20 protein-coding genes and 2 tRNA genes are annotated in these 24,138 nt (G+C 65.2%); 1 reads left to right on the top strand and 21 read right to left on the bottom strand.

What is annotated here, in order from left to right; genetic code table 11:
* Position 1: 1 nt before the first annotated feature.
* From AC3A6I_RS08885 to AC3A6I_RS08815, 15 genes are all read right to left on the bottom strand, one after another.
* Positions 2 to 1,522 (bottom strand): NADH-quinone oxidoreductase subunit M, encoded by a 1,521-nt coding sequence (locus tag AC3A6I_RS08885; protein ID WP_487543326.1) that lies wholly within the window; start codon positions 1,520 to 1,522, stop codon positions 2 to 4.
* Positions 1,519 to 3,609: an NADH-quinone oxidoreductase subunit L gene (nuoL, locus tag AC3A6I_RS08880; RefSeq protein WP_487543325.1), complete on the bottom strand. Its 2,091-nt coding sequence runs from the start codon at positions 3,607 to 3,609 to the stop codon at positions 1,519 to 1,521. Before nuoL ends, AC3A6I_RS08885 begins: the two co-directional genes overlap by 4 nt.
* 4 nt (positions 3,610 to 3,613) lie before the next feature.
* The gene (gene nuoK / locus AC3A6I_RS08875) at positions 3,614 to 3,937 is read right to left on the bottom strand and encodes an NADH-quinone oxidoreductase subunit NuoK (RefSeq protein WP_487543324.1); all 324 of its coding nucleotides are present in this window, start codon (positions 3,935 to 3,937) and stop codon (positions 3,614 to 3,616) included.
* The gene (locus tag AC3A6I_RS08870; RefSeq protein WP_487543323.1) at positions 3,938 to 4,546 is read right to left on the bottom strand and encodes an NADH-quinone oxidoreductase subunit J; all 609 of its coding nucleotides are present in this window, start codon (positions 4,544 to 4,546) and stop codon (positions 3,938 to 3,940) included.
* Positions 4,547 to 4,725: 179 nt separating this feature from the next.
* Positions 4,726 to 5,214, bottom strand: coding sequence for an NADH-quinone oxidoreductase subunit NuoI (nuoI, locus tag AC3A6I_RS08865; RefSeq protein WP_487543322.1), 489 nt, complete (start codon positions 5,212 to 5,214; stop codon positions 4,726 to 4,728).
* Positions 5,214 to 6,311, bottom strand: a complete 1,098-nt coding sequence (nuoH, locus tag AC3A6I_RS08860) for an NADH-quinone oxidoreductase subunit NuoH (RefSeq protein WP_487543321.1) — start codon at positions 6,309 to 6,311, stop codon at positions 5,214 to 5,216. The genes nuoI and nuoH overlap by 1 nt, the downstream gene beginning before the upstream one ends.
* Before the next feature lie 9 nt (positions 6,312 to 6,320).
* Complete coding sequence (gene nuoG, locus AC3A6I_RS08855; RefSeq protein WP_487543320.1) at positions 6,321 to 8,432, bottom strand: NADH-quinone oxidoreductase subunit NuoG; 2,112 nt, start codon at positions 8,430 to 8,432, stop codon at positions 6,321 to 6,323.
* 4 nt (positions 8,433 to 8,436) lie between these two features.
* Positions 8,437 to 9,750: an NADH-quinone oxidoreductase subunit NuoF gene (gene nuoF / locus AC3A6I_RS08850; protein WP_487543319.1), complete on the bottom strand. Its 1,314-nt coding sequence runs from the start codon at positions 9,748 to 9,750 to the stop codon at positions 8,437 to 8,439.
* Positions 9,750 to 11,024: an NADH-quinone oxidoreductase subunit NuoE gene (gene nuoE / locus AC3A6I_RS08845; RefSeq protein WP_487543318.1), complete on the bottom strand. Its 1,275-nt coding sequence runs from the start codon at positions 11,022 to 11,024 to the stop codon at positions 9,750 to 9,752. Before nuoE ends, nuoF begins: the two co-directional genes overlap by 1 nt.
* Positions 11,025 to 12,215 (bottom strand): NADH-quinone oxidoreductase subunit D, encoded by a 1,191-nt coding sequence (locus tag AC3A6I_RS08840; RefSeq protein WP_487543317.1) that lies wholly within the window; start codon positions 12,213 to 12,215, stop codon positions 11,025 to 11,027.
* On the bottom strand, positions 12,215 to 12,826 hold the full coding sequence (locus AC3A6I_RS08835; RefSeq protein ID WP_487543316.1) for an NADH-quinone oxidoreductase subunit C: 612 nt from the start codon (positions 12,824 to 12,826) through the stop codon (positions 12,215 to 12,217). Before AC3A6I_RS08835 ends, AC3A6I_RS08840 begins: the two co-directional genes overlap by 1 nt.
* 8 nt (positions 12,827 to 12,834) lie before the next feature.
* Positions 12,835 to 13,410, bottom strand: coding sequence for a NuoB/complex I 20 kDa subunit family protein (locus tag AC3A6I_RS08830; protein WP_487543315.1), 576 nt, complete (start codon positions 13,408 to 13,410; stop codon positions 12,835 to 12,837).
* The gene (locus tag AC3A6I_RS08825; RefSeq protein ID WP_487543314.1) at positions 13,401 to 13,766 is read right to left on the bottom strand and encodes an NADH-quinone oxidoreductase subunit A; all 366 of its coding nucleotides are present in this window, start codon (positions 13,764 to 13,766) and stop codon (positions 13,401 to 13,403) included. The genes AC3A6I_RS08830 and AC3A6I_RS08825 overlap by 10 nt, the downstream gene beginning before the upstream one ends.
* A 216-nt stretch (positions 13,767 to 13,982) precedes the next feature.
* On the bottom strand, positions 13,983 to 14,522 hold the full coding sequence (locus AC3A6I_RS08820; protein WP_487543313.1) for an outer membrane protein: 540 nt from the start codon (positions 14,520 to 14,522) through the stop codon (positions 13,983 to 13,985).
* 213 nt (positions 14,523 to 14,735) lie between these two features.
* Positions 14,736 to 14,812: transfer RNA gene (locus AC3A6I_RS08815), tRNA-Asp, on the bottom strand.
* A gap of 195 nt (positions 14,813 to 15,007) precedes the next feature.
* Here AC3A6I_RS08815 and AC3A6I_RS08810 point away from each other — a divergent pair.
* A tRNA-Val gene (locus AC3A6I_RS08810) sits at positions 15,008 to 15,083 on the top strand.
* An 87-nt stretch (positions 15,084 to 15,170) separates the two neighbouring features.
* On the opposite strand, the gene AC3A6I_RS08805 is transcribed toward AC3A6I_RS08810, so the two are convergent.
* The 6 genes from AC3A6I_RS08805 to AC3A6I_RS08780 all read right to left on the bottom strand — a co-directional run bounded on the left by AC3A6I_RS08805 (position 15,171) and on the right by AC3A6I_RS08780 (position 24,130).
* On the bottom strand, positions 15,171 to 15,449 hold the full coding sequence (locus AC3A6I_RS08805; RefSeq protein WP_487543312.1) for an HU family DNA-binding protein: 279 nt from the start codon (positions 15,447 to 15,449) through the stop codon (positions 15,171 to 15,173).
* A gap of 145 nt (positions 15,450 to 15,594) precedes the next feature.
* On the bottom strand, positions 15,595 to 16,803 hold the full coding sequence (gene tet / locus AC3A6I_RS08800; RefSeq protein ID WP_487543311.1) for a Tet(A)/Tet(B)/Tet(C) family tetracycline efflux MFS transporter: 1,209 nt from the start codon (positions 16,801 to 16,803) through the stop codon (positions 15,595 to 15,597).
* Positions 16,804 to 16,954: 151 nt separating this feature from the next.
* Positions 16,955 to 18,967: a GMC oxidoreductase gene (locus AC3A6I_RS08795; RefSeq protein ID WP_487543310.1), complete on the bottom strand. Its 2,013-nt coding sequence runs from the start codon at positions 18,965 to 18,967 to the stop codon at positions 16,955 to 16,957.
* Between the two features lie 82 nt (positions 18,968 to 19,049).
* Positions 19,050 to 20,204 carry an alpha-D-ribose 1-methylphosphonate 5-triphosphate diphosphatase gene (locus AC3A6I_RS08790; protein ID WP_487543309.1) on the bottom strand — a complete coding sequence of 385 codons (1,155 nt, stop codon included), beginning with the start codon at positions 20,202 to 20,204 and terminating at the stop codon, positions 19,050 to 19,052.
* Positions 20,205 to 20,352: 148 nt separating this feature from the next.
* Complete coding sequence (lon, locus tag AC3A6I_RS08785; protein WP_487543308.1) at positions 20,353 to 22,794, bottom strand: endopeptidase La; 2,442 nt, start codon at positions 22,792 to 22,794, stop codon at positions 20,353 to 20,355.
* Between the two features lie 202 nt (positions 22,795 to 22,996).
* The gene (locus AC3A6I_RS08780) at positions 22,997 to 24,130 is read right to left on the bottom strand and encodes a citrate synthase (protein ID WP_487543307.1); all 1,134 of its coding nucleotides are present in this window, start codon (positions 24,128 to 24,130) and stop codon (positions 22,997 to 22,999) included.
* Positions 24,131 to 24,138 lie beyond the last annotated feature (8 nt).

Genomic DNA, 24,138 nt, shown 5'->3' with positions numbered 1-24,138 from the left:
CCTAATGCCCGGTCGCCGCGGCGACCGCCTGCGGGGCGGCGCCGATGGCGCTGGCGAAATTGTCAGCGACGAGACCCACCGAGGCAGCGGTCGCATCGAGGATCGGCGCCGGATAGAAGCCGAAGAGGATGGTGAGGATGATCAGCGGCACCAGCACCGCGACCTCGCGGCGATCGAGATCGAGGATCCCCATCAGCGATTCCTTGGTCAGCGCGCCGAAGATCACCCGGCGATAGAGCCAGAGCGCATAGGCCGCCGACAGGATCACGCCGAAGGCCGCGAAGAACGCCACCCAGGTGTTGACCTGGAACGCCGCGAACATGGTGAGGAACTCGCCCACGAACCCGGACGTGCCCGGCAGGCCCACGTTGGCCATGGTGAACACCATGAAGGCGAAGGCATAGCGCGGCATGCGCTCGACCAAACCACCATAGGCTTCGATGTCACGGGTGTGCATCCGGTCGTAGACCACGCCGACGCAGAGGAAGAGCGCGGCCGACACGATGCCGTGCGAGATCATCTGGAAGATCGCGCCGTGGATGCCGTAGATGTTGCCCGAGAAGATGCCCATGGTGACAAAGCCCATGTGCGCCACCGAGGAGTAGGCGATCAGCTTCTTGATGTCGGTCTGCACGAGTGCGATCAGCGACGTGATGATGATCGCCGCGATCGACAGTACGAACACGAAGTTCGCGAACTGGTGCGAGGCATCGGGAAACATCGAGATCGAGAAGCGGATGAAGCCGTAGCCGCCAAGCTTGAGCAGGATCGCGGCCAGGATCACCGAGCCGCCCGTCGGCGCCTCGACGTGGGCTTCGGGCAGCCAGCGATGGAACGGCCACATCGGCATCTTCACCGCGAACGAGGCGAAGAACCCGATCCACAGCCAGGTCTGCATCTCCGGCGGGAACCTGAAGGTCAGCAGCTTCTGGATGTCGAGCGTACCAGCGGTCGCGAACATCGCCATAATGGCGATGAGCATCAGCACCGTGCCGGTGAAGCTGTAGAAGAAGAACTTGTAGGTCGCCTGGATACGCCGCGCCCCGCCCCAGATGCCGATGATCAGGAACATCGGGATCAGCGTGCCCTCGAAGAATACGTAAAACAGCGCCAGATCGAGCGTCGCGAACGCGCCGATCATGAACGTCTCGAGGATCAGGAAGACGATCAGGTACTCGCGTACGCGCTTGGTGACCGAGCCCCAGCTGGTGAGGATCACGGCCGGCATCAGCACCGCGGTGAGCGGGATGAACAGCACCGAGATGCCATCAACGCCCATGCGATAGCCGATCGAGTCGCCCAGCACGTTGTAGTTCTCGACGAACTGGAAGCCGGTGTCGCTCGGATCGAACAGATACCAAAGGTAGAGGCTGAGCGCGGCCGTCACCACGGTGACAACCAGCGCAATCCAGCGCTGCAGGCTCTCGCCCGCCGCATCGCGCCCGCCGACGAAGAGCAGGATCAGCGCGCCCAGCGTCGGCAGGAACGTGATGACCGTCAGTAGATTGTCGCTGAAGATCATCCGAGAAGTCCCCCAGCGGCGATGGCCCAGGTGAGCAGCGCCGCAATACCGATAAGCATGGCGAATGCGTAGTGATAGAGATAGCCGGACTGGAGCTTCACCACCCGGCCGGTGATGTCCTTGACGCGATTGCCTAGACCCTCGGTGAGCGTCTGGTCGACCAGCTGGTCGTCAAAGCCCTTCCACAGCGCGCGGCCGAGCCACAGCGCCGGCTTGACGAAGATGCGGTCGTAGAGTTCGTCGAAGTACCACTTGTTGAGCAGGAACTTGTAGAGGCCCTGGTTGCTGGCCGCGAGGTTCCGCGGCACGGCCGGATCAACGATGTACATCCACCACGCCGCGCCGAAGCCGAGGACCATGGCGACGGTCGCCGACCACTTCACCCATAGCGGCACGCCGTGGGCGGCCTCGAGCAGATCGTGCGGCACGACGACCGAACCGGCAAAGAAATGCTCGATATGCTCGGCATGGCCGAAGAACAGGTCGTTGAACACCACGCCCGCGAGCACCGCGCCGACACCGAGGATGTAGAGCGGCACCAGCATCACGGCCGGGCTCTCATGCGCGTTGTCGTGGGCGCTGCCGTGGTGGCCATGGCCGTGATCGTGGGCGTCCAGCGGCTCATCGTGGCTCTCCGCCGCGGCATGGGCCGGGTCGGGATGAGCCGAGTGCCCGTGCTGGGCATCGCGCGGCTTGCCGTGGAAGGTCAGGTGGATCAGGCGCCACGAGTAGAAGCTCGTGAAGGCGGCAGCGATCACCAGCGACCAGAAGGCGATGTAGCCGGTCGATTCACCCGCGGCATACGCCACTTCGATGATGCCGTCCTTGGAGAAGAACCCGGCAAAGCCCAGCGGCGTGCCCGGAATGCCGACGCCGGTCAGCGCCAGCGTGCCGATGATCATCAGCCAGTAGGTGACCGGAATCTTCTTCCGTAGCCCGCCCATGTTCCGCATGTCCTGCTCATGGTGCATCGCATGGATCACTGAGCCGGCGCCTAGGAACAGCAGGGCCTTGAAGAAGGCGTGCGTGAACAGGTGGAACACACCGGCCGAGTACATGCCGGCGCCCAGCGCCACGAACATGTAGCCCAGCTGCGAACAGGTCGAGTACGCGATCACGCGCTTGATGTCGTTCTGGACGAGGCCGACCGTCGCGGCAAAGAACGCCGTCATCGCGCCGATCAGCATCACCACCATCATCGCGACCGGCGCGGCGTCGAACATCGGCGACAGGCGGGCAACCATGAACACGCCGGCCGTCACCATGGTGGCGGCATGGATGAGCGCCGACACCGGGGTCGGGCCTTCCATGGCGTCCGGCAACCAGGTGTGGAGCAAGAACTGCGCGGACTTACCCATGGCGCCCATGAACAGCAGCAGGCAGACGACAGTCATCGCGTCGAGGTCCCAGCTGAGGAACCGGATGGTCATGCCCGCGACCTCGGGGACGGCATGGAAGGCGCCGTCGAAATCGAGATGGCCGAGCACCATGAAGGCGCCGAAAATGCCGAGCGCGAAGCCGAAGTCACCGACGCGGTTGACCACGAACGCCTTCATCGCCGCCGCGTTGGCGGAGGGGCGCGTGTACCAGAAGCCGATCAAGAGGTACGAGGCCAGACCCACGCCTTCCCAGCCGAAGAACATCTGCAGGAAGTTGTCGGCCGTCACCAGCATCAGCATGGCGAAGGTGAACAGCGAGAGATACGCGAAGAAGCGCGCCCGGTGCGGATCGTCGGCCATGTAGCCGATCGAGTAGACGTGGACGAGGCACGACACCGTCGTCACCACCACCAGCATCACCGCGGTCAGCGTGTCGACGCGCAGGATCCAGTCGAGCCTGAGGTCGCCCGAGTGAATCCAGCTCAGCACCGTGACCTTCAGCACCTCGGCATGGCCGGCTGCCTCGGCGGCACCCTCGGCCGCCTCAGGCGCGAACCAGAAGCCCGAAAAGACGATCCAGCTCAGTACCGCGGCGATGATCAAGAGCCCGGTGGTGATGAACTCGCTGGTCCGATGCCCGATGATCCGGACGAGGAGGCCCGCGATCAGCGCCCCGACCAGGGGCAGGAATACAATGGCCTGGATCACGGGGTCAGCCCTTCAGCTGGTTGACGTCTTCCACGGCAATGGTGCCGCGGTTGCGATAGAAGATGACGAGAATGGCAAGGCCGATGGCCGCCTCCGCCGCGGCGACCGTGAGGATCAGCAGCGCGAAGACCTGGCCGGCGAGATCGCCGAGCTCGCCCGCGAAGGCGACGAAGTTGATGTTCACCGCCAGCAGGATCAGCTCCACCGACATCAGGATGACGATGATGTTCTTCCGGTTGAGGAAGATGCCGAACACGCCCAGCGTGAAGAGAACCGCGCCAACCGCCAGAAAATGGCCAACGCCGATACCTGTTGCTTGAAGCAGCATCTAGAGCCCCTGCCCCGACTTGACCTTGACCAGCTCGACCGCCTCCGAGCGCTTGCGCCCGGTCTGCTTGAACACATCCTGCCGCTTGACGTTCGGCTTGTGCCGCAGCGTCAGAACGATCGCGCCGATCATGGCGACCAGCAGGATCGCCGCGGCGCCCTGGAACAGGAACACGTAGCGCGTGTAGAGCAGCTGGCCGATCTGGCGCGTATTGGAAAGCGCCGCATCCATCGGCACCGTGCCGGCGGCCTCGATGCCCGATGGCAAGACGAAGCTGCCCCCGACCAGCAGCAGCTCGAGCAGCAGCACAATGCCGACCACCACGCCCACCGGCGCGTATTGCAGCATGCCCTCGCGCAGCGACGTGAAATCGACGTCGAGCATCATGGTGACGAACAGGAACAGCACCGCGACCGCGCCGACATAGACGACGATGAGGATCAGCGCGAGGAACTCGGCGCCGGCGAGCATGAACAGCCCGGCCGAGTTCACGAAAGCGAGGATCAGGAACAGCACCGAGTGCACGGGATTGCGCGCCGCGATCACCATCAGCGCCGAAGCGACGGTGATGACCGAGAACAGGTAGAAGAAAAACAGCGGGAGGGTCATGCGCAGGCCTCGGAACTCTCGCCCCCTCTCCCTTTGGGGAAGAGGGCTGGGGTGAGGGGGCCTTGCCCCAAACTCGGTGACGAAGGCAAGGCCCCCTCACCCGGCGCTGCGCGCCGACCTCTCCCCCGAGGGAGAGGTGTCGCTGTGGCGCCTTCGTTGAAAATCATCTGCATTCGCGATCACCGATACGGCGCATCGGCGGCCAGGTTGGCAGCGATTTCACGCTCCCAGCGGTCGCCGTTGGCGAGCAGCTTCTCTTTCGAGAAATACAGCTCTTCGCGGGTTTCGGTGGCGAATTCGAAGTTCGGGCCCTCAACGATGGCATCGACCGGGCAGGCCTCCTGGCAGAAGCCGCAATAGATGCACTTCACCATGTCGATGTCATACCGGATGGTGCGGCGGGTGCCGTCGTTCTGGCGCGGGCCGGCCTCGATGGTGATGGCCTGCGCCGGGCAGATCGCCTCGCACAGCTTGCACGCGATGCAGCGCTCTTCGCCATTGGGGTAGCGGCGCAACGCATGTTCACCGCGGAAGCGGGGCGAGTACGGGATCTTCTCGAACGGGTAGTTGATCGTCTTCTTGGGCGCAAAGAAGTAGCGCATCGCCGCAAAGAAGGCGCCGACGAACTCGCGCAGCAGGAGGCCGTTGAGGAACTGAGTGAAACGCATCAGACAGCACCTCCGTGCCAGCCCCAGCCGGTGAGCTGGAGAACGAATGCCACGACCACCACCATCAGCAGCGAGATCGGCAGGAACACCTTCCAGCCGATCCGCATCAGCTGGTCGTAGCGGTAGCGCGGCACGATGGCCTTGGCCATGGCGAACATGAAGAACACCGCGCAGAGCTTGAGGCCGAACCAAACGAGGCCCGGGATCCAGTTGAACGGGGGGATATCGAGCGGCGCGTCCCAGCCCCCGAGGAACAGGATCGTCGTCATCGCGCACATCAGGATGATGGCGATGTACTCGCCCAGCATGAACAACAGGTACGGCGTCGAGCCATATTCCACCATGTAGCCGGCCACGAGCTCGGACTCGCCTTCCGGCAGGTCGAACGGCGGACGGTTGGTTTCAGCCAATGCCGAGATGTAGAAGATCACGAACATCGGGAAAAGCGGCAGCCAGTACCAGTCGAGGAAGCTCAGCCACGGCACGCCCAGCATGGTGGCGATGCCGCCCGACTGCTGCGCCACCACGATATCGGTGAGGTTCAGCGAACCCACGACGAGCAGCACCGTGATGATCACGAGGCCGATCGACACTTCGTACGACACCATCTGCGCGGCCGAACGCAGCGCGCCGAGGAAGGCGTATTTGCTGTTCGAGGACCAGCCGCCGATGATGATGCCGTACACGCCCAACGACGAGATGGCGAAGATGTAGAGGATGCCGATATTGATGTCGGCCAGCGCCCAGCCGCGATCGAACGGGATCACCGCATAGGCTGAGAGCGCCAGGATCGAGGTCACCAGCGGGGCGAGCAGGAACAGGCCCTTGTCCGAGCCCGCCGGGATCACCGGCTCCTTGAACACGAACTTCAGCAAGTCCGCGAACGACTGCAGCAGGCCGAACGGACCGACGACGTTGGGGCCGCGACGCACCTGCACCGCCGCCCAGATCTTGCGGTCGGCGAGCAGGATGTAGGCGGTGAAGATCAACAGCGCGACCAGCAGCAGCAGCGCCTTGTAGATGAAACCAACCTGCGTACCCCAACCGAAGATCGGGATGCCGAGCAGGTAGTCCAGCGCTGAAACGACGAAATCCATCGGGGTTCCTTACTCCGCGGCCTGCTTGAGGCCAGCCGCGAGGGCTGCGCATTCCCCCATCGTCGCGGACGAGCGCGCGATCGGGTTGGTGAGGTGGAAGTCGGCGATCGGCGAGGTGTAGGTCGCCGACTTGGTCTTGATCGCGGCGCCGGCGAGCTTCTTCACGTCGTCGATCGAGCTATTCGCAATCTGGTCGAGCCGCGCCAGGTGCGGAAACTCCGCATAGATCGCGGCGCGCAGCCCAGTCAGCGAGTTGAACGGCAGCGGCTGGCCCAGCACGGCCGACAGGGCGCGGAAGATCGCCCAGTCTTCCTTGGCCTCGCCCGGAGGGAACACGGCGCGCTCGGCGAGCTGCACGCGGCCCTCGGTGTTGACATAGGTGCCCGATTTCTCGGTGTAGGTCGCGGCCGGCAGGATCACGTCGGCGCGATGCGCACCGGCATCGCCATGCGTGCCGACATAGACGACGAACGCCTTGCCCATGGCCGACGTGTCGTACTCGTCGGCACCGAGCAGGAACAGCACGTCGAGCTTGCCTTCGCCGGCAAGGCCGATCTGGTCGGCCGAGCAGACACCGCCGTCATGCGGCACGAACTTGATGTCGAGCCCGCCGACACGACCCGCCGCATTGTGCAGCAGCGCAAAGCCGTTCCAGCCTTCCGCGACATTGGCTCCAGTCGCGAGCTTGGCCGCGAGCGCAATCGTATCGCGGCCGATCTGCTTGGACTTGGCGGCGCCGTGCGACACGGCGCCCTCGCCCACGATGATCAGCGGCTTCTTGGCGTTGGCCAGCGTACCGGCAAAGCTGCCCTGCCCCGCGACGAGATCGGCGAGCGCCGAGAACCCGTTGCCGAGATAGGTGTAGTCGTAGGTGAGGTCGGCCTGGTCGCCGATCACCGCGATCGGCGTGCCCTTGGCGCGCCAGGCCTTGCGGATGCGGGCGTTCAGCACCGCCGCTTCCTTGCGCGGGTTCGAACCGATGATCAGGATGGCGTCGGCCTCTTCGATCCCGGCAATGGTCGGGTTGAAGATATAGGCCGAGCGCGGCATGGACGGATCGATCCCCGACATCGCCGGACGGCTGTCGGTCATGCCCGAACCGAGCGAGGTCATCAGCGCCTTCAGCGCATACATGTCCTCGACCGAGGCGAGATCGCCGGCAATGGCGCCGACCTTGTTGCCGCCGCCCGAGGCCTTGATCGCCTTGGCGATGGCCGCAAAAGCCTCGTCCCACGACGCCGGCTTCAGCTTACCGCCCGAACGGACATACGGCCGGTCGAGGCGCTGCGACTTGAGCCCGTCCCAGATGAAGCGGGTCTTGTCGGAAATCCACTCTTCGTTGATGGCCTCGTTGACGCGCGGCAGAATACGCATCACCTCGCGGCCACGCGCATCGACGCGGATGTTGGAACCGACCGCATCCATCACGTCGATGGACTCGGTCTTCACCAGCTCCCACGGACGGGCATGGAAGGCATAGGGCTTGCTCGTCAGCGCGCCGACCGGGCAGAGGTCGATGACGTTGCCCTGCAGCTCGCTCGACAGCGCGCGCTCGAGATAGGAGGTGATCTCGGCATCCTCGCCGCGACCAAGCAGGCCCATCTCGCTGATGCCGGCGACTTCGGTGGTGAAGCGAACGCAACGCGTGCAGTGGATGCAGCGGTTCATCTCGGTCTTCACCAGCGGCCCGAGATACTTTTCCTCGACGGCGCGCTTGTTCTCGGCGAAGCGGTTCTTGTCCACGCCATAGGCCATGGCCTGGTCCTGCAGGTCGCACTCGCCGCCCTGATCGCAGATCGGGCAATCGAGCGGATGGTTGATCAGCAGGAATTCCATCACGCCTTCGCGGGCCTTCTTGACCATCGGCGTGTTGGTGAACATCTCGGGCGGCTCGCCATTCGGGCCGGGGCGCAGGTCGCGCACCGACATCGCGCAGCTCGCCTGCGGCTTGGGCGGACCGCCCTTCACCTCGACGAGGCACATGCGGCAATTGCCGGCCACCGACAGGCGCTCGTGGTAGCAGAAGCGCGGAATCTCGGCGCCGGCAGCCTCGGCGGCCTGCATCAGAGTGTAGTGATCCGGGACTTCGACGAGTGTACCGTCGACCTTGATATTGGCCATCGCCCTACTCCGCCGCGATCGAGGGCACGGCGCCCTCGCTGGTCGAGGACCAGGTATACTGGTCGATGCGCGCCTCGATGACGTCGCGGAAATTGCGGATCAGGCCCTGGATCGGCCAGGCCGCCGCGTCGCCGAGGGCGCAGATGGTGTGCCCTTCGATCTGCTTGGTGACCTCGAACAGCATGTCGATCTCGCGCTTCTGGGCGCGGCCCTGCACCATGCGCTCCATCACGCGCATCATCCAGCCCGTGCCTTCGCGGCACGGCGTGCACTGGCCGCAGCTCTCGTGCTTGAAAAAGGCCGCGATGCGCCAGATCGCCCGGATGATGTCGGTGGACTTGTCCATTACGATCATGCCGCCGGTGCCGAACGAGCTCTTCTTCTCGCGCAGCCCGTCGAAGTCCATGATCGCGGTGCGCATGTCTTCGCCACGCACGACCGGGCACGAAGCACCACCGGGGATCACGGCGAGCAGGTTGTCCCAGCCGCCGCGAATGCCGCCGCAATGCTTTTCGATCAGCTCCTCGAACGTGCAGCCGAGCGAATCCTCGAACACGGCCGGCTTGTTCACGTGGCCCGAGGCCATGAACAGCTTGGTGCCGGTATTATTCGGTCGGCCGAAACCGGCGAACCAGGCGCCGCCACGGCGCAGGATTTCCGGCACGACGGCGATCGACTCGACGTTGTTGACGGTCGTCGGGTTGCCGTAGACGCCCATGGCGGCCGGAAACGGCGGCTTCAGGCGCGGCTGGCCCTTTTTGCCCTCGAGCGACTCCATCAGCGCGGTTTCTTCGCCGCAGATATAAGCACCGGCGCCGTGATGGACGACGATCTCGAAGTCCCAGCCGTGGATGTTGTTTTTGCCGATCAGCCGGGCGTCATAGGCCTGCTGCACCGCGGCTTCAAAATTCTGGCGCTCGCGGATGAACTCGCCGCGGATATAGACGTAGGCGATATGCGCGCCCATGGCGCGGCCGGCGAGGAGGCACCCCTCGATCAGGTGATGCGGATCATGGCGCAGGATCTCGCGATCCTTACACGTGCCCGGCTCCGACTCGTCAGCGTTGACCAGCAACTGGCTCGGACGACCGTCGCCGGCGCCTTCCTTGGGCATGAAGGTCCACTTGAGCGCGGTCGGGAAGCCTGCGCCGCCGCGGCCCCGCAGGCCGGAGCCCTTAACCTCGTTGACGATCCAGTCGCGACCGTTGTCGATGAACTTCTTCGTATCGACCCAGCCACCACGCGCGCGCGCCCCTTCGAGGCCCCAGTCGCCGTTGCCGTAGAGATTGGTGAAGATGCGGTCTTTGTCTTCCAGCATCAGCGCGGGTCCTTCCCGAACACACGGCGATATTCCTCGACGCCGCCGGTGGCGAGCGCCTTGGCCTGATTGATCCAGTTGTCGCGCGCGACACGGCCCGGGAACGACAGCCGCTCCTCGAGCTTGGCGATGTCGTCGGCGCCGAGCGCGGCGACCTGCGCCCAGGTGGTGACGCCGATCTCGTTGAGCCGGCCCTCGAGCACCGGACCGACGCCCGAGATCAACTTGAGGTCGTCCTTCTGCCCAGCCGGTGCGGAGAACAGCGGGCCGCCGGTCTCACGCGTCGGCGAGGTCACCGACGGCGCCGCGGCAACGCGCTTGGCCTTGGTGTCGGTCTTGCCCGCATCGATCTTGCCGGCCGGCGATTCCGCGCCGGTGGCCTTGTCGCGCATCGCCTTGTTCGGCTTGCCGTCGGCCTTGGCAGACGCGTTCGCCGCCTTGCGCTCGCCCTCGGCGGTCGCGGTCGCGACCTTTTCCGGCGACGGCGACTTCAGGGCCGGCGCGGTTTCCTCGGTCGTCTTGTTCTTTCGGCCGGCGGCGGTCGGCTCGGCGGGCTTTGCTGCCGGAGCCGCCGCAGCGGGCGCCGGGGCAGCGGGAGCAGCGGCAGGCGCCGGAGCGGGCTCGGGCGGCGGCGGGAACGGCTTATAGGTGCGCGTCGCGGTCGGCTTTTCGAGCAGCGTCGTCTGCCCGCCCTCGGCCGCGCTGGTCTGCCGCGCGATCTGCGTGCCGGGCTTCACTTCCGCGCCCTTGCCGGCGGCAAACTTGTCGAGGATGGCTTCGAAGCTCTCCGGCGTCAGGTCCTCGTAGGTGTCCGACCCGATCATCACCAGCGGCGCGTTCACGCAGGCGCCGAGGCATTCCACCTCTTCCCAGCTGAACTTGCCGTCCGGCGTCGTCTCGAACGGCTCGTGGTTGATCTTGCGCTCGCACACGTGCCGGATGTCCTCGGCACCGCGCAGCATGCACGGCGTCGTGCCGCACACCTGGACGTGCGCGACGGTGCCGACCGGCTTCAGCTGGAACTGGGTGTAGAAGGTCGCGACTTCGAGCACGCGGATATACGGCATGCTGAGCAGCCCGGCGACCGTCTCGATCGCGGCGCGGCTGATCCAGCCCTGCTGCTCCTGCGCACGGAACAGCACCGGAATCACGGCGGACTGCTGACGGCCCGGCGGATACTCGGCCATCTTCTTTTCGGCCCAGGCTTGGTTCTCCGCGCTGAACGCGAAGCTCGCCGGCTGGACGGCCTCATCTGCAAGGCGGCGGACGGACATTTAGCGGTCGACCTCACCGAATACGATATCGAGCGAACCGAGGATGGCGGCGACGTCAGCCAGCATGTGCCCTCGGCAAAGGAAATCCATGGCCTGCAGGTGCGCAAAGCCCGGCGCGCGGATGTGGCAGCGATACGGCTTGTTGGTGCCGTCCGAGACCAGATAGACGCCGAACTCGCCCTTGGGTGCTTCGACCGCGGCGTAAACCTCGCCGGCCGGCACCTTGTAGCCTTCGGTATAGAGCTTGAAGTGATGGATCAGTGCTTCCATCGACTGCTTCATCTCGCCCCGCTTGGGCGGCACCACCTTGCCGTCGGTCGAGGCCACCGGCCCCTGCCCTTCGGGCGAATTCAGCAGCGCAATCGCCTGCTTCATGATGCGGATCGACTGGCGCATCTCTTCCATGCGGACGAGATAGCGGTCGTAGCAGTCACCGTTCTTGCCGACCGGAACGTCGAAATCGAAGCGGTCGTAGCACTCGTAAGGCTGGGCTTTCCGCAGGTCCCAGGGCGCGCCCGAACCGCGCACCATCACGCCCGAAAAACCCCACTTCCACGCATCGTCCAAGGCCACCACGCCGATATCGGCGTTGCGCTGCATATAGATGCGGTTGCCGGTGAGCAGCTTTTCGAGATCGTCGAGCACCAGCAGGAACGGGTCGCAGAACGCCTCGATATCGTCGACGAGCGCCTGCGGCAGATCCTGGTGCACGCCGCCCGGCCGGAAATAGGCCGCGTGCATACGGCTGCCCGAGGCGCGCTCGTAAAAGATCATCAGCTTTTCACGCTCGTCAAAACCCCACAGCGGCGGGGTGAGCGCGCCAACGTCCATCGCCTGCGTCGTGGCGTTGAGGATGTGCGACAAGAGGCGCCCGATCTCGGCATAGAGCACGCGGATCAGCTGGCCGCGCATCGGCACTTCGAGCCCGAGCAGCTTTTCCACCGCGAGGCAGAAGGCGTGCTCCTGGTTCATCGGCGCCACGTAGTCGAGGCGGTCGAAATACGGCACGGCCTGCAGATAGGTCTTGGTCTCGATCAGCTTCTCGGTGCCGCGGTGCAGCAGCCCGATATGCGGATCGACGCGTTCGACCACTTCGCCGTCGAGCTCGAGGATGAGCCGCAGCACGCCGTGCGCAGACGGGTGGATCGGACCGAAGTTGATCGTAAAATTGCGGACGTCGACTTCAGACATCAGTTCTTCGCTTTCTCGTCGCCCGGCAGCACGTAGTCGGTGCCCTCCCATGGCGACAGGTAGTCAAACTGGCGGAATTCCTGCGCCAGCTTCACCGGCTCGTAGACCACGCGCTTGCGTTCTTCGTCGTAGCGCACCTGCACATAGCCGGTGGTCGGGAAGTCCTTGCGCAGCGGATAGCCGTCAAAACCGTAGTCGGTAAGGATGCGACGCAGGTCCGGGTGACCGGTGAACAGCACGCCGAACAGGTCGTAGGTCTCGCGCTCGAACCAGTCGGCGCCCGGGAAAATCCCGGTGATCGAGGGCACCGGCTTGTCGGCGTCGGTGGTGAGCTTCAGCCGCACGCGCACATTCTGCTTGGGGCTGAGCAGGTGGTAGACCACCTCGAAGCGCTCCTCGCGCTCCGGATAGTCGGCGCCGCACACGTCCGAGATCGAAATGAACGCCTCGTGGTCGTGCAGGAACGTCACCACGTCGACGATCGCCTCGCGCTGCACCGTCAGCGTTAGCTCGCCAAAGGCGAGCTTGGTCTCGAGCACCTTGTCGCCAAGCGCGTTACTGGCGCGTTCGGCCAGCGCCGCAAGCGGGGAAGAGGTCGGGGCCTCGGTCATTGCCGGTCCTAACGTTCGATCGTGCCGGTGCGGCGAATCTTCTTTTGCAGCAGAAGGATGCCGTAGAGCAGCGCCTCTGCCGTCGGCGGGCAGCCGGGCACATAGATGTCCACCGGCATCACCCGGTCAGCCCCGCGCACCACCGAATAGGAATAGTGATAATAGCCGCCGCCATTGGCACAGCTGCCCATCGAGATGACGTAGCGCGGCTCCGGCATCTGGTCGTAGACCTTACGGAGCGCGGGAGCCATCTTGTTGGTCAGCGTGCCGGCGATGATCAGGCAGTCGGCCTGGCGCGGCGAAGCGCGCGGCGCGGTGCCGAATCGCTCGATGTCGTAGCGCGGCATCGACATCTGGATCATCTCGACGGCGCAGCAGGCGAGGCCCGTCTGCATCCACATCAGCGAGCCCGTGCGGGCCCAGGTGATCAGCTGCGAAGCGGTGGTGGCGAGGAAGCCCTTGTCCGCCAGCTCGGCATTGACCTCGAGCATGAACGGATCGTCGGCGCCCACCGGCTTGTTGGTCCTGGGGTCGATGACGCCCTTGGGCTGGGGAGCAACCAGCGTGCCTTCGGTCAATCCCATTCCAGCGCGCCTTTCTTCCATTCGTAGATGAAGCCGATGGTCAGGACGCCGAGGAAGATCATGACCGACGTGAAGCCGAACCAGCCCACGTCACGGAACGCCACCGCCCACGGGAACAGCAGCGCCACTTCGAGGTCGAACACGATGAACAGGATCGAGACCAGGTAGAAGCGCACATCGAACTTCATGCGCGCATCGTCGAAGGCCTCGAAGCCGGCTTCGAACGCCGACACCTTTTCGGGATCGGGCTTCTTGTAGGCAACGATGAAGGGGGCAACCATGAGGGCCAGGCCGATAACCGCAGCCAGGCCGACGAAGATGAGGATCGGCAGGTAGTTGCTGAGCAACTCGTTCATTGTACAGCCTAGTGGTCGGACCGGCAGGAGCTGCCGGTTCGCGCGGCCAGGCAGGCAATTTTGGGCCCGCGTGACGACGCGACTTGTTGTGGCACGGGCTTAGCCCACGCCACCCATCGTTTCAAGGGAAACAAAACCTGATAGTTCAGATCAGGATAAGCATAAACGCCCTGTCCCGACGACAGGCAGGCGAATGATTATCCACGACCGGTTCCGCTAGAAGTGAAACTTGGCGCCCAGGCTGATCTGGTCGGTCGGATTGTCGCCTTGCGCGGCAAAGCCGTGCAGATATTCCGCGCTCACGGATATGCCGTCGGTGATCGCATATTCGAGGCCGCCGCCGGCCAGAACGCCGATCTCTCCGGTGCCCGTAAGCTCGGTGCCATAGCCGGCCGAGACATAAGCCAGCAAATCCTCGGTCACGAGCACGCCGCCGCGGCCGGTGATCTGGCCGTAGGCGGTATCGATGGTATCGGAGGTCAGCCCGTGCAGCGCTACTTCGCCGCCCACGAGGAAGAAATCGAACTGCGCGTTGACGCCGGCCGCGATCCCGATGCCAACTTCAGCGTCGCGCTGTTCGCTGCGCTGGGCTACGCCGTACACGCCGGCGTAGAAGCCGCTCCAGTCGAAACTCTCACCCGCTACCGGAACGGAGATGGTGCTCGATTCGACGGGCACGCTGATGAGCTCGGCGGCAGCCCCTGCCCCGATTCCAGCGCCCATGGCCAACATGACCAGCAGCAGACGTCGCAACATCCGCATCCGTTTCTCCGTTGTCGCCTCCCGAGCGACCAATGCTCGCCCAGCGCCTGCGGTTCCGCTTGACGCCTATTGGACATGCGCATTGTGGCCCGAGTATGCAACGGGCGCCACATCGGCAAGGTTAGCACCAATGCCGCGACATGACTTTGAATGGAGGATCAAATTCCGGGGAGCCGCTTATCGACCCCCCCTGCGCCACCAGGGAGGTGGCGCGAGTGACGGGGCTCGAACCCGCGACCTTCGGCGTGACAGGCCGACGCTCTAACCAACTGAGCTACACCCGCTAAACGGCTTGCCGCCGTGCAACGTGGCGTCCGTTTAGAGGGAGGGTCGGAGGGTGTCAAGCGCGGATGTGGAAGTTTTTCGACAGCCCTGTTGATGCTGCACTGGCACCGGGGAAAAGCATGCGCGGGTTGACGAGTTGGCTGCGAAACCATAGGTAGCGGCGTCGCGTGACCCGCGCCGGTTTTCGGCGCAGCGGGCGGTTAGCTCAGTTGGTAGAGCATCTCGTTTACACCGAGAGGGTCGGCGGTTCGAGACCGTCACCGCCCACCACGCTTCTCTCGATCCCACCGGCAGAAACAACAAGGGCCCCGGCGACCTGCGCGCGGGGCCCTGTGGTCTCAAAGACCGGAACCGATCTTAGTTGATCGAATCCTTCAGGCCCTTGCCGGGCTTGAACTTGGCTTGGTTCGAGGCCGGGATCTTGATCTCGGCGCCAGTAGCCGGGTTGCGACCGACCGAAGCCTTGCGCTTGGACACGGCGAAGGTGCCGAAGCCAACCAGACGCACCTCGTCACCCTTCTTCAGAGCGGCGGTGATGGCGTCGAACACGGCATCGACAGCCTCGCCAGCCTGGGCCTTGGTCAGCGCGGGGACGGCGTCGGCAACCATGCCGATCAGATCATTCTTGTTAGCCATTGGTTTCCTCACTGTGGGATGCCGGCCAATTTGCCCGGCGGTAAGACGCGGTGAACCTTCTTCGATTCTGAGGTCGACGCAAGGAAATCCGGGCGTTTCCGCACGTCAGCCACCGCATTCCTGTTAATGAAGTGCCAATTCTGGCTCAACTTTGGCGGACTTCGGGCGTCACCGTGGCGATTGACGTCTTTCTGATGCCAAGCAGCAGCGGAAGCGCCAGAAGATACACCGCTCCGCCCACGATCCAGATCAGCCCGGGCCAGGTCGGCTTGATCAGGAAATAGACGTAGGAGAAGAAGAGCGGCCCGAATACTGCCGAGAGGCTGACGAGGCTCGCCAGCATGCCCTGCAGCTTGCCCTGGTTGTCGGCGTCGACCTGGCGCGTGGTCAGCGACTGCAGCGCCGGCATGCCGATGCCACCGAGGGCGAAGAGCGGAGCCAGGGCGAAAAGGATCCAGCCCTGCGTGGCAAAGCCAAGAATCACCAGCGCCGTGAGCTCGCACGCCATGCCGAGGACGAGCGCCCATTTCTCGCCCAGCCGCGCCGCTGCGGGTCCGGTCAACAGTGCCTGCGCGCCGGCATGGAAGACGCCGAAGGCGCCGAGCGACAGTCCGACCATCAGACCGTTCCATTGGAATGTGTCCTGGCCGAACAGCGCCCATACCGTGCCGTACATGGTGCCGACGAAGTTCATGATCACGAAGATCGCCATCAGCGGCAGCAAGGCCTTGAAGGTCAGCGCCCAGCCCAGCGGCTTGAACGGATTGAGCGTATCGAGATCGAACCGCGTGCCGGCATCGCCCTTGCGCGATTCGGGCAGCACGAACAGCGCCAGCGCGAAGTTGACCGCGTTCAGCGCCGCAGCGAGCAGGAAAGGCGCGCGCACCCAGATGTCGCCGAGAATGCCGCCCAGCACGGGGCCGATGATGAAGCCGATGCCGAACATGGCGTGGAAGTAGCCGAAGCGCCTGGCCCGCTCCTCCTCGGCCGAGATGTCGGTGATATAGGCGGTCGCTACCGCCATGTTGGCGCTGGTGACGCCGGCAATGGCGCGGCCGATGACCAGCATCCAAAGTTCGGGCGCGAAGGCCATCACGAGATAATCGATCGCCGCGCCCGCCAGCGAGATCAGCAGCACGGGACGCCGCCCGAAGCGGTCGCTGAGCACGCCCAGCACCGGCGAGAACAGGAACTGCATGGCCGAATAGAGGGCGAGCATCACGCCCATGAGCGTCGCCACTTCGCCCGCGTGCGTCACGTCGCGCAGCAGATTCGGCAGGATCGGAAAGATGAGACCGATGCCGACGGCATCGAGCGTCACCGCGGCCAGGATGACGACCAGAGCTTTGTTCACGTCGGGGGCTCCCTATGCTCCCGCTGGGCGTTGTTCTATATTCGTTCTCATCGGCCGCTGCAAGCCGAGCCCGGGAGATGGGAGCAATATCACGAACTTGCGAGCCTGCCTTGATGGGCAGGCACGAAATCGCGAGCGAGATGCCGCGGCGCTACAGCGCCCGCGCCGCGCCGTCGGCGGTGCGGAAGGCCATCGCCATGATGGTGAGCACCGGATTGAAGCCGCCATTGGTCGGATGCACCGAACCGTCGGCGATGTAGAGATTGTCGTGCCCCCACACCCGGCCGGCAGTATCGGTGACCGAGTTGGTGGGATCCGTCCCCATGCGGCACGTGCCTGCCTGATGCTGCCCGCCGGTAAGGCCCGGATCCGGCGCCACGCCCCAGGTCCGCTCTGCCCCCGAGGCCCGCAGCCAGTCATGCGCGCGCTCGTACATGAAACGCGAGGTCCGGGTCGTCTCGGCGTGCACCGAACCGGAAAGCCGCGCCACCGGCAGCCCCCATCTGTCGCGGACGCCAGCAGCGACGGTCACCCGTGCCTCCGGGTTGGGGATCTCATGGACCGGCCCGGCGATGCGCAGCACATGGTGGTACTGGTCGCGCATGAAATCCTTGGCAGTGAGCCCCCACCGCTTCTGCTCGGGCGGCAACACGTTCTTCCAGAAGATCACCGGCGGCTGGACGAAATCGTCAGCCAGCATGCCGCCGCCGACAATGCCGGCATTACCGTGGTTCCACGCGGTCGTCGCGAGCCCGACGCCCGGCCCGCGCGAACCATGCACCGGCTCGTCGAACAGCCCGTAGGCGACCGGGTAGACATGCCCCTGCAGGTTCCGCCCGACGAGGTCGTGGCCATTGCCGAGACCGTCCGGCTCCCGCGCCGAGGGCGAGTTGAGCAGCAGTCGTGCCGTCTCGATCGCCCCGCCCGCCAGCACCACGGCCTTGGCCCGCACCACATGCTCGGTGCCATCGACATCGACGAAGCGCACGCCCGTCACCTTGCCTGTACCATCGGTCTCGACCCGCAGCACCATAGCGCCAGTCACCAGTGTACAGCGCCCCGTCGCCAGCGCCCGCTTCACCATCGTGTTCTGCGTGCCGTTCTTGGCGTCACTCGGGCAGGGAAAGCCGACACAGCTGCCGCATGCGATGCAGGCCGCCCGCCCGTCGCGCGCGACGCTGTTGATAGCCAGCGGCGGCCGCGTGGTCGCGATACCCAGTGCCTCGGCGCCGCGCTTCAGCAGCGGCAGCGCCACCGATTCCGGCAGCGGCGGCATCGGATAGTCCTTGGCCCGCGGCCCCTCGTGCGTGTGTGCGGCCCCCTGCCCGGCCACGCCGATCGCCCACTCGGCCCGCTCGTACCATGGCGCCAGCTCGTCATAACCGATCGGCCAGTCCGTCAGCGACGAGCCCTCCGGCACGCCGTAGATGCCGGCCATGTGGAAGTCGTCGCGATGAAAGCGCCAGGCCTGTGCGCCGTAAACCAGCGTGCCGCTGCCTACCGCGGCTGCGAGGTTCTGGTAGCGCCCGTCATGCGGCGCCACCACATGCTCGACCTCGTCGCGATCGACGAAAACCCGCGGATTTCCGTCGAGATCGGGCCCGGTATTGTGCCCGTAAAGCGCAAGCCGATGGTTACGCAAATGGTCGCGATAACCGCTGTCGCCGTAAGACCGCATCAGTCCCCGCTCGAGCAGCAGCACGCTCCGTCCGGCCTCGGCCAGCACGCCCGCCGCAACGCCGCCGCCGGCTCCTGCGCCAACAATGATTACGTCATAGTCGAGAGTGCCGGAGTATCCGGTCGCCCGCTGCCCGTCCTGCTGCTCCGGTCCGTTCGGACCTTCCGGCAGCCCGTGCGCATAGCCAACCATGCTCCACGCGCCGGCGCCGCGATTGCCGCCATTGCCGGGGTCGGCATAGACGCCCTCGGCTACCAGCTCCACCAGCCGCCGGAACCACGCCTCACCCTCGACTGCCGCCAGCGCCTCATCGTCGGGAGAGTCTGTCGCCAGTGCATCGAGCCCTGTCGCGATCAGCTCGCGATCCGCCGGAAACTCGGAAAAGTGCCAGGCCAGATAGTCGAGCGCCCCGAAGCCGATGGCTCCCGGATCGCGATCCGCCGGCATGATCCTGTCGACAACTGCCGCGAGCCGCGCCTGATTCATAAGTTCCCTCCGCCCCGGTTCTCGGCCGGGTTCACGGAGAGCATGAGCTTATTCGCTCGGACCGGGCAACCCGCCTTGCGGCCTAGAGGTAGCGCCGCCCCGCCACCCACACGCCACGCACCACCGGCAGGTCGCCGACCATGCGCACCTGCACGATGTCGGCCCGCAACCCCGGTTCCAGCCGGCCGCGATCGTCGAAGCCGAGCAGCTCGGCCGGACGTGACGTAACCGTCCGGATACCGGTGGTGAGGTCGCCCAGCCGTTGGCCGACGAGAAAGGCGCCGTGCAGCAGGCTCGCCGGCACATAATCCGAGGTCAGCACGTCGAGGCAGTCGGCTTCCGCGAGCTGCATCGCGCCGACATTGCCCGAATGCGAGCCGCCCAGCACGACATTGGGCGAGCCCATGACGATCTGCTGACCCTTGGCCCGCGCATGCCGCGCCGCGTCCATCGTGGTCGGAAACTCGCTGATCGTGATGCCGTCGCCGGCCGACTGCTCGACATCCTCGATGGTCGTGTCGTCGTGGCTGGCGAGGCGTATCTGCTTGTCGCGCCCGTGCGCCGCAATGATCGCGCGCGCTTCGGGCACGAAGCGTGTCTGCTGCTCCACTCGGTCGTCGAGATAGGCCCGCCACTCGCTCTCGGACCACACCACATTGTTCTTCTTGCGCCGGAACGCCCGATAGAGGTCGGTGTCCTTCCACTGCCGCTGGCCCGGCGTGTGGTCCATCATCGACATCAGCCGCAGCTGCGGATTGTCGACATGCGCTTCGATGATCGGCAGCAGCCCGCCATCCGACAGCTCACAGCGGAAGTGGAACCAGTGGTCCGCTCGCAGCAGGTCCGCCGCCCGCGCGGCGTCCACGCCGCCGATCGCGGCATGCAGCATCTTCGTGCGCGCGCCAGCGCTGTCATAGTCACCCAGCGACAGCGAATCGAGCACGGTGGTGATGCCCGCCGACACCATCTGCGCGTCATGCGCCATCGCCGCCGCCAGCCCGGAGGGCCAGGTCACACCCGGGCGCGGGTGAAAGTGGTGCTCGATATTGTCGGTATGGAGGTCGATCAGTCCGGGGATCAGCAGATCCCCCTCACAGTCGATGACCTGCGCCTTTGGCCCAGCCGCGTCGGCAACAACTCCTTCGCGCACGAACAGCTCGGTGGCGCCGGTCACCTCGGGTGCCAGCACCCGCGCATTGGTGAGGTGAAAGTCCCGCATCGCGCCAGCCGTCGTCATCGTCCACTCCATCATCCAAAGGCGACGCGGATAGTAGCAGGATGTGACAGCCTTGCGACGGAGCTTGTCTAGCTGGATAGACAACGCTAGCGCCGCAAATGAAAACGGCGCCCGAAGGCGCCGTTCCGTGTTTCATCACTTATGCCGCTCAGTGCGGCAGGCTGGCTCCGGCGTCATCGCCGTCGGCCGGCTCGATGGCGGGGGCCGGCGCGGCCGGCTTGTCCTCGTCATACTGCCATTCGATCGGCTCGGGCTGGCGCACCAGGGCGCGGCTCAGCACCTCGTCCATCCGGCTCACCGGGATGATCTCCATGCCCTCGGTCACGTTCGCCGGGATCTCCTTGAGATCGCGGGTGTTCTCCTCGGGGATGAGCACCGTCTTGATGCCCGAGCGGAGGGCGGCGAGCAGCTTCTCCTTGAGGCCACCGATCGGCAGCACCCGGCCACGCAGCGTCACCTCGCCGGTCATCGCTACGTCGTTGCGGACCGGGATGCCGGTCATCAGCGACACGATGGCGGTCGCCATGGCGATACCCGCCGACGGACCGTCCTTCGGAGTTGCACCCTCCGGCACGTGCAGGTGGATATCGCGCGTATCGAACAGCGGCGGCTTGATGCCGAAGTCGATCGAACGCGAGCGCACGTAGCCCGAGGCGGCCGTGATGGATTCCTTCATCACTTCCTTGAGGTTACCGGTAACCGTCATGCGACCCTTGCCGTGTGTCATCACGCCTTCGATGGTGAGGATTTCGCCACCCACCGAGGTCCAGGCGAGGCCCGTGACGGCGCCGACCTGCGGCTCCGCATCGAGCTTGTCGTTCCGGAAGAAGGCCGGCCCGAGATATTCCTCGAGCAGCTCCGAGGTGATCTCCACCTTGGTCGCCTTCTTGGTCATGATGTCGCGCACCGCCTTCCGCATCAGCTTGGACAGCTCACGCTTCAGGTTACGCACGCCGGCTTCGCGGGTGTAGTTCCGCACCACGGCCATCAGTTGCTCGTCGTCGAGGACGAACTCCTTGGGCTGCAGCCCGTTCTCCTTGAGCGTCTCCGGGATCAGGTGACGGCGCGCGATCTCGAACTTCTCGTCCTCGGTGTAACCCGAGAGGCGGATGATCTCCATGCGGTCCATCAGCGGAGCCGGGATGTTCAGCGTGTTCGAGGTCGTCACGAACATCACGTCGCTCAGGTCGTAGTCGACCTCGAGATAGTGATCGTTGAACGTGTTGTTCTGCTCCGGATCCAGCACTTCGAGGAGAGCCGAGCTCGGATCGCCACGGAAGTCCTGGCCCATCTTGTCGATCTCGTCGAGCAGGAAGAGCGGGTTGGACTTGCCGGCCTTCTTCAGCGACTGCACGACCTTGCCGGGCATGGAGCCAATATAGGTCCGGCGGTGACCGCGGATTTCGGCCTCGTCACGGACGCCACCGAGCGCCATGCGCACGAACTCACGGCCGGTCGCCTTGGCGATCGACTTGCCCAGCGAGGTCTTGCCAACGCCCGGAGGACCGACGAGGCAGAGGATCGGGCCCTTGAGCTTGCCGGTGCGCGACTGCACCGCCAGATACTCGAGGATGCGCTCCTTGACCTTCTCGAGGCCATAGTGATCCTCGTCCAGCACCTGCTCGGCGTAGACCAGGTCGCGCTTGACCTTGCTCTTCTTGCCCCACGGCAGCGTCAGCAGCCAGTCGAGATAGTTGCGGACGACCGTCGCTTCAGCCGACATCGGGCTCATGGTGCGGAGCTTCTTCAGCTCAGCATCGGCCTTCTGCCGCGCTTCCTTGGACAGCCTGGTCTTCTTGATCTTCTCTTCGAGCTCGGTCAGCTCGTTCGAGCCTTCCTCGCCGTCGCCCAGCTCGCGCTGGATCGCCTTCATCTGCTCGTTGAGATAATACTCGCGCTGCGTCTTCTCCATCTGGCGCTTGACGCGCGAACGGATGCGCTTTTCGACCTGCAGCACACCGATCTCGCCTTCCATGAGGCCGAGGATCTTCTGCAGCCGCTCCATGATCGAGACGGTCGCCAGCAGCTCTTCCTTCTGCTCGATCTTGATCACCAGGTGGCTGGCAATCGTGTCGGCAAGCTTGGAATGGTTGGTGATCTGGCTGACGGCGTTGACCACCTCGGCCGAGATCTTCTTGTTGAGCTTGACGTAGTTCTCGAACTCGCTCTGCGCCGAACGGGCGAGCGCTTCGAGCTCGGTCTCGTCTTCCTCGGGCTCGACCAGCGTGTGGGCCTCGGCCTCGAAATAGTCGACGGTCTGGATGTACTTGTCGATCTGGGCACGGCGCAGGCCTTCCACCAGCACCTTGACGGTGCCGTCGGGCAGCTTCAGCAGCTGCAGCACGGAGGCAATCGTGCCCGTCTCGTAAATGTCTGCGGGCGACGGATCGTCGTCCTGGGCATTCTTCTGGGTGACGACGAGGATGTGCTTGTCGTCGCGCATCACCTCCTCGAGGGCCTTCACCGATTTCTCACGGCCGACGAAGAGCGGCACGATCATGCCCGGAAAGACAACGATATCGCGTAGCGGCAGCACCGGGTAAACCCGTTCGCGATCGAAAGCGGCGCCACCTTGGGTCGTATCCGACATATTTGGTCCTTTCCTGGGACGCGGGGACTTCGGGAGGAGAGTTTCGGACCCCACGTCCGCCTAGCAATCGGGCCAGTCCCCACAATGGGCGGCGAGCCTGATTCTGCTGATTAAATAGGTTAGCCTGTCCAAACGGCAAGTCGACCTGCCCGTTATGGCTGGTATGCGTTGTGGTTACCCCTTCAGCTGTGCTGCATCTACATCAAATGGGACCAAGTCCTGGTCCAATATACCGGGCCCGTGGCCGAATGAGGGTCCCCGTCCCCGCCTGCTCGATGGCGTGTGCCAGCCAGCCCACCGAGCGCGCAACGGCGAATATGAGCGCCGGCGCCTGTTTCGGCAGATCGTAAGCGGCCGCCACCGCCGCAAGTCCGAAGTCGATATTGGGCGCTTCTTCGAGCACGACTTCACCCGCCCGGAGCAACCGGGCAAAGGCCGGCGGCAGGTCGATACCGGCGAGCAAGGCTCGACAGCGGACATCGCCGTGCGGATAGAGCCGGTGCCCGAACCCCGGCACTATGCGCCGCTCGCCGAGCCAGTCGAGCAGCGCTGCCTCGGCATCGTCGGGGTGCGCGTCGATATCCTCGGCCAGCGCCATCACCTCGTTCGCAGCATCGCCATGCCGCGGCCCATGCAATGTCGCGAGCCCCGATAGCGCGCCCGCCGCCAGCGATGCCCCGGTCGACACCGTCACCCGTGCTGCAAAAGTCGAGGCATTGAGCTCGTGGTCCGCCAGCAGCACCAGCGTCCGACGGATCGCGTCGGCCGCCCTGGGCCGACCGAATAACCGCGCCAGCCGCTCGTGCAGTGGCGCGTCGCCCGGTCCAGCCAGCGCTGCTGAAATGTCCGCATGTACTCCCGCCGCATCGAGCCGCAATGCCGCCGGCCCACCACCCAGGCTCGGCGGATCGGCCGCCGCCCGTCGGGCCAGTACCGCGAAGGCCGCGGCGATGCCCGGTGGCTCCGACACGCCCTGCCCCAGGACGGACTCGTTGCGCCCGCCCCAAAGCAGCGCCGCGATCTCCTCCAAGCTCGCGCTCTCGGCCAGTTCCGCCGCGTCGCGCCCGCGGTAGTAGAGCCGCCCGCCCGACACCGTAGAGATCGCGGTCGCCAGCACCGGCTCGCCCCAGCTCATCGCCTCCGACGCGGCGGCCGCCGCCCCGCGCCGCCCGCGCGAACGCGCCGCCACGCGGTCCACGTCCTCCTCGCGATAGAGGCTGCGCCGGCTGTCGGCCGGGTCGGGCTTGGCCCGGATCCGCCCACGGCTGACATTGGCGTAGAGCGACTGCGGCTTGCTCCCCAGTCGTCGCAATGCCTCCCGCGCCTCCAGCCACATGCCCGCAC

Source organism: Devosia sp. Soil_C_22 (assembly GCF_057657195.1).
Note: the sequence above shows the minus strand (reverse complement) of the source record. Positions and strands in the feature narration are given on the sequence as shown.

Bases quoted from the DNA above. Each gene is read 5' to 3' on its own strand.
- AC3A6I_RS08885 (WP_487543326.1), bottom strand. From the start codon at position 1,522: ATGATCTTCAGCGACAATCTACTGACGGTCATCACGTTCCTGCCGACG.
- nuoK (WP_487543324.1), bottom strand. From the start codon at position 3,937: ATGCTGCTTCAAGCAACAGGTATCGGCGTTGGCCATTTTCTGGCGGTT.
- AC3A6I_RS08870 (WP_487543323.1), bottom strand. From the start codon at position 4,546: ATGACCCTCCCGCTGTTTTTCTTCTACCTGTTCTCGGTCATCACCGTC.
- nuoI (WP_487543322.1), bottom strand. From the start codon at position 5,214: ATGCGTTTCACTCAGTTCCTCAACGGCCTCCTGCTGCGCGAGTTCGTC.
- nuoH (WP_487543321.1), bottom strand. From the start codon at position 6,311: ATGGATTTCGTCGTTTCAGCGCTGGACTACCTGCTCGGCATCCCGATC.
- nuoG (WP_487543320.1), bottom strand. From the start codon at position 8,432: ATGGCCAATATCAAGGTCGACGGTACACTCGTCGAAGTCCCGGATCAC.
- nuoF (WP_487543319.1), bottom strand. From the start codon at position 9,750: ATGCTGGAAGACAAAGACCGCATCTTCACCAATCTCTACGGCAACGGC.
- nuoE (WP_487543318.1), bottom strand. From the start codon at position 11,024: ATGTCCGTCCGCCGCCTTGCAGATGAGGCCGTCCAGCCGGCGAGCTTC.
- AC3A6I_RS08840 (WP_487543317.1), bottom strand. From the start codon at position 12,215: ATGTCTGAAGTCGACGTCCGCAATTTTACGATCAACTTCGGTCCGATC.
- AC3A6I_RS08835 (WP_487543316.1), bottom strand. From the start codon at position 12,826: ATGACCGAGGCCCCGACCTCTTCCCCGCTTGCGGCGCTGGCCGAACGC.
- AC3A6I_RS08830 (WP_487543315.1), bottom strand. From the start codon at position 13,410: ATGGGATTGACCGAAGGCACGCTGGTTGCTCCCCAGCCCAAGGGCGTC.
- AC3A6I_RS08825 (WP_487543314.1), bottom strand. From the start codon at position 13,766: ATGAACGAGTTGCTCAGCAACTACCTGCCGATCCTCATCTTCGTCGGC.
- AC3A6I_RS08820 (WP_487543313.1), bottom strand. From the start codon at position 14,522: ATGTTGCGACGTCTGCTGCTGGTCATGTTGGCCATGGGCGCTGGAATC.
- AC3A6I_RS08805 (WP_487543312.1), bottom strand. From the start codon at position 15,449: ATGGCTAACAAGAATGATCTGATCGGCATGGTTGCCGACGCCGTCCCC.
- AC3A6I_RS08795 (WP_487543310.1), bottom strand. From the start codon at position 18,967: ATGAATCAGGCGCGGCTCGCGGCAGTTGTCGACAGGATCATGCCGGCG.
- AC3A6I_RS08790 (WP_487543309.1), bottom strand. From the start codon at position 20,204: ATGACGACGGCTGGCGCGATGCGGGACTTTCACCTCACCAATGCGCGG.
- lon (WP_487543308.1), bottom strand. From the start codon at position 22,794: ATGTCGGATACGACCCAAGGTGGCGCCGCTTTCGATCGCGAACGGGTT.
- AC3A6I_RS08780 (WP_487543307.1), bottom strand. From the start codon at position 24,130: ATGTGGCTGGAGGCGCGGGAGGCATTGCGACGACTGGGGAGCAAGCCG.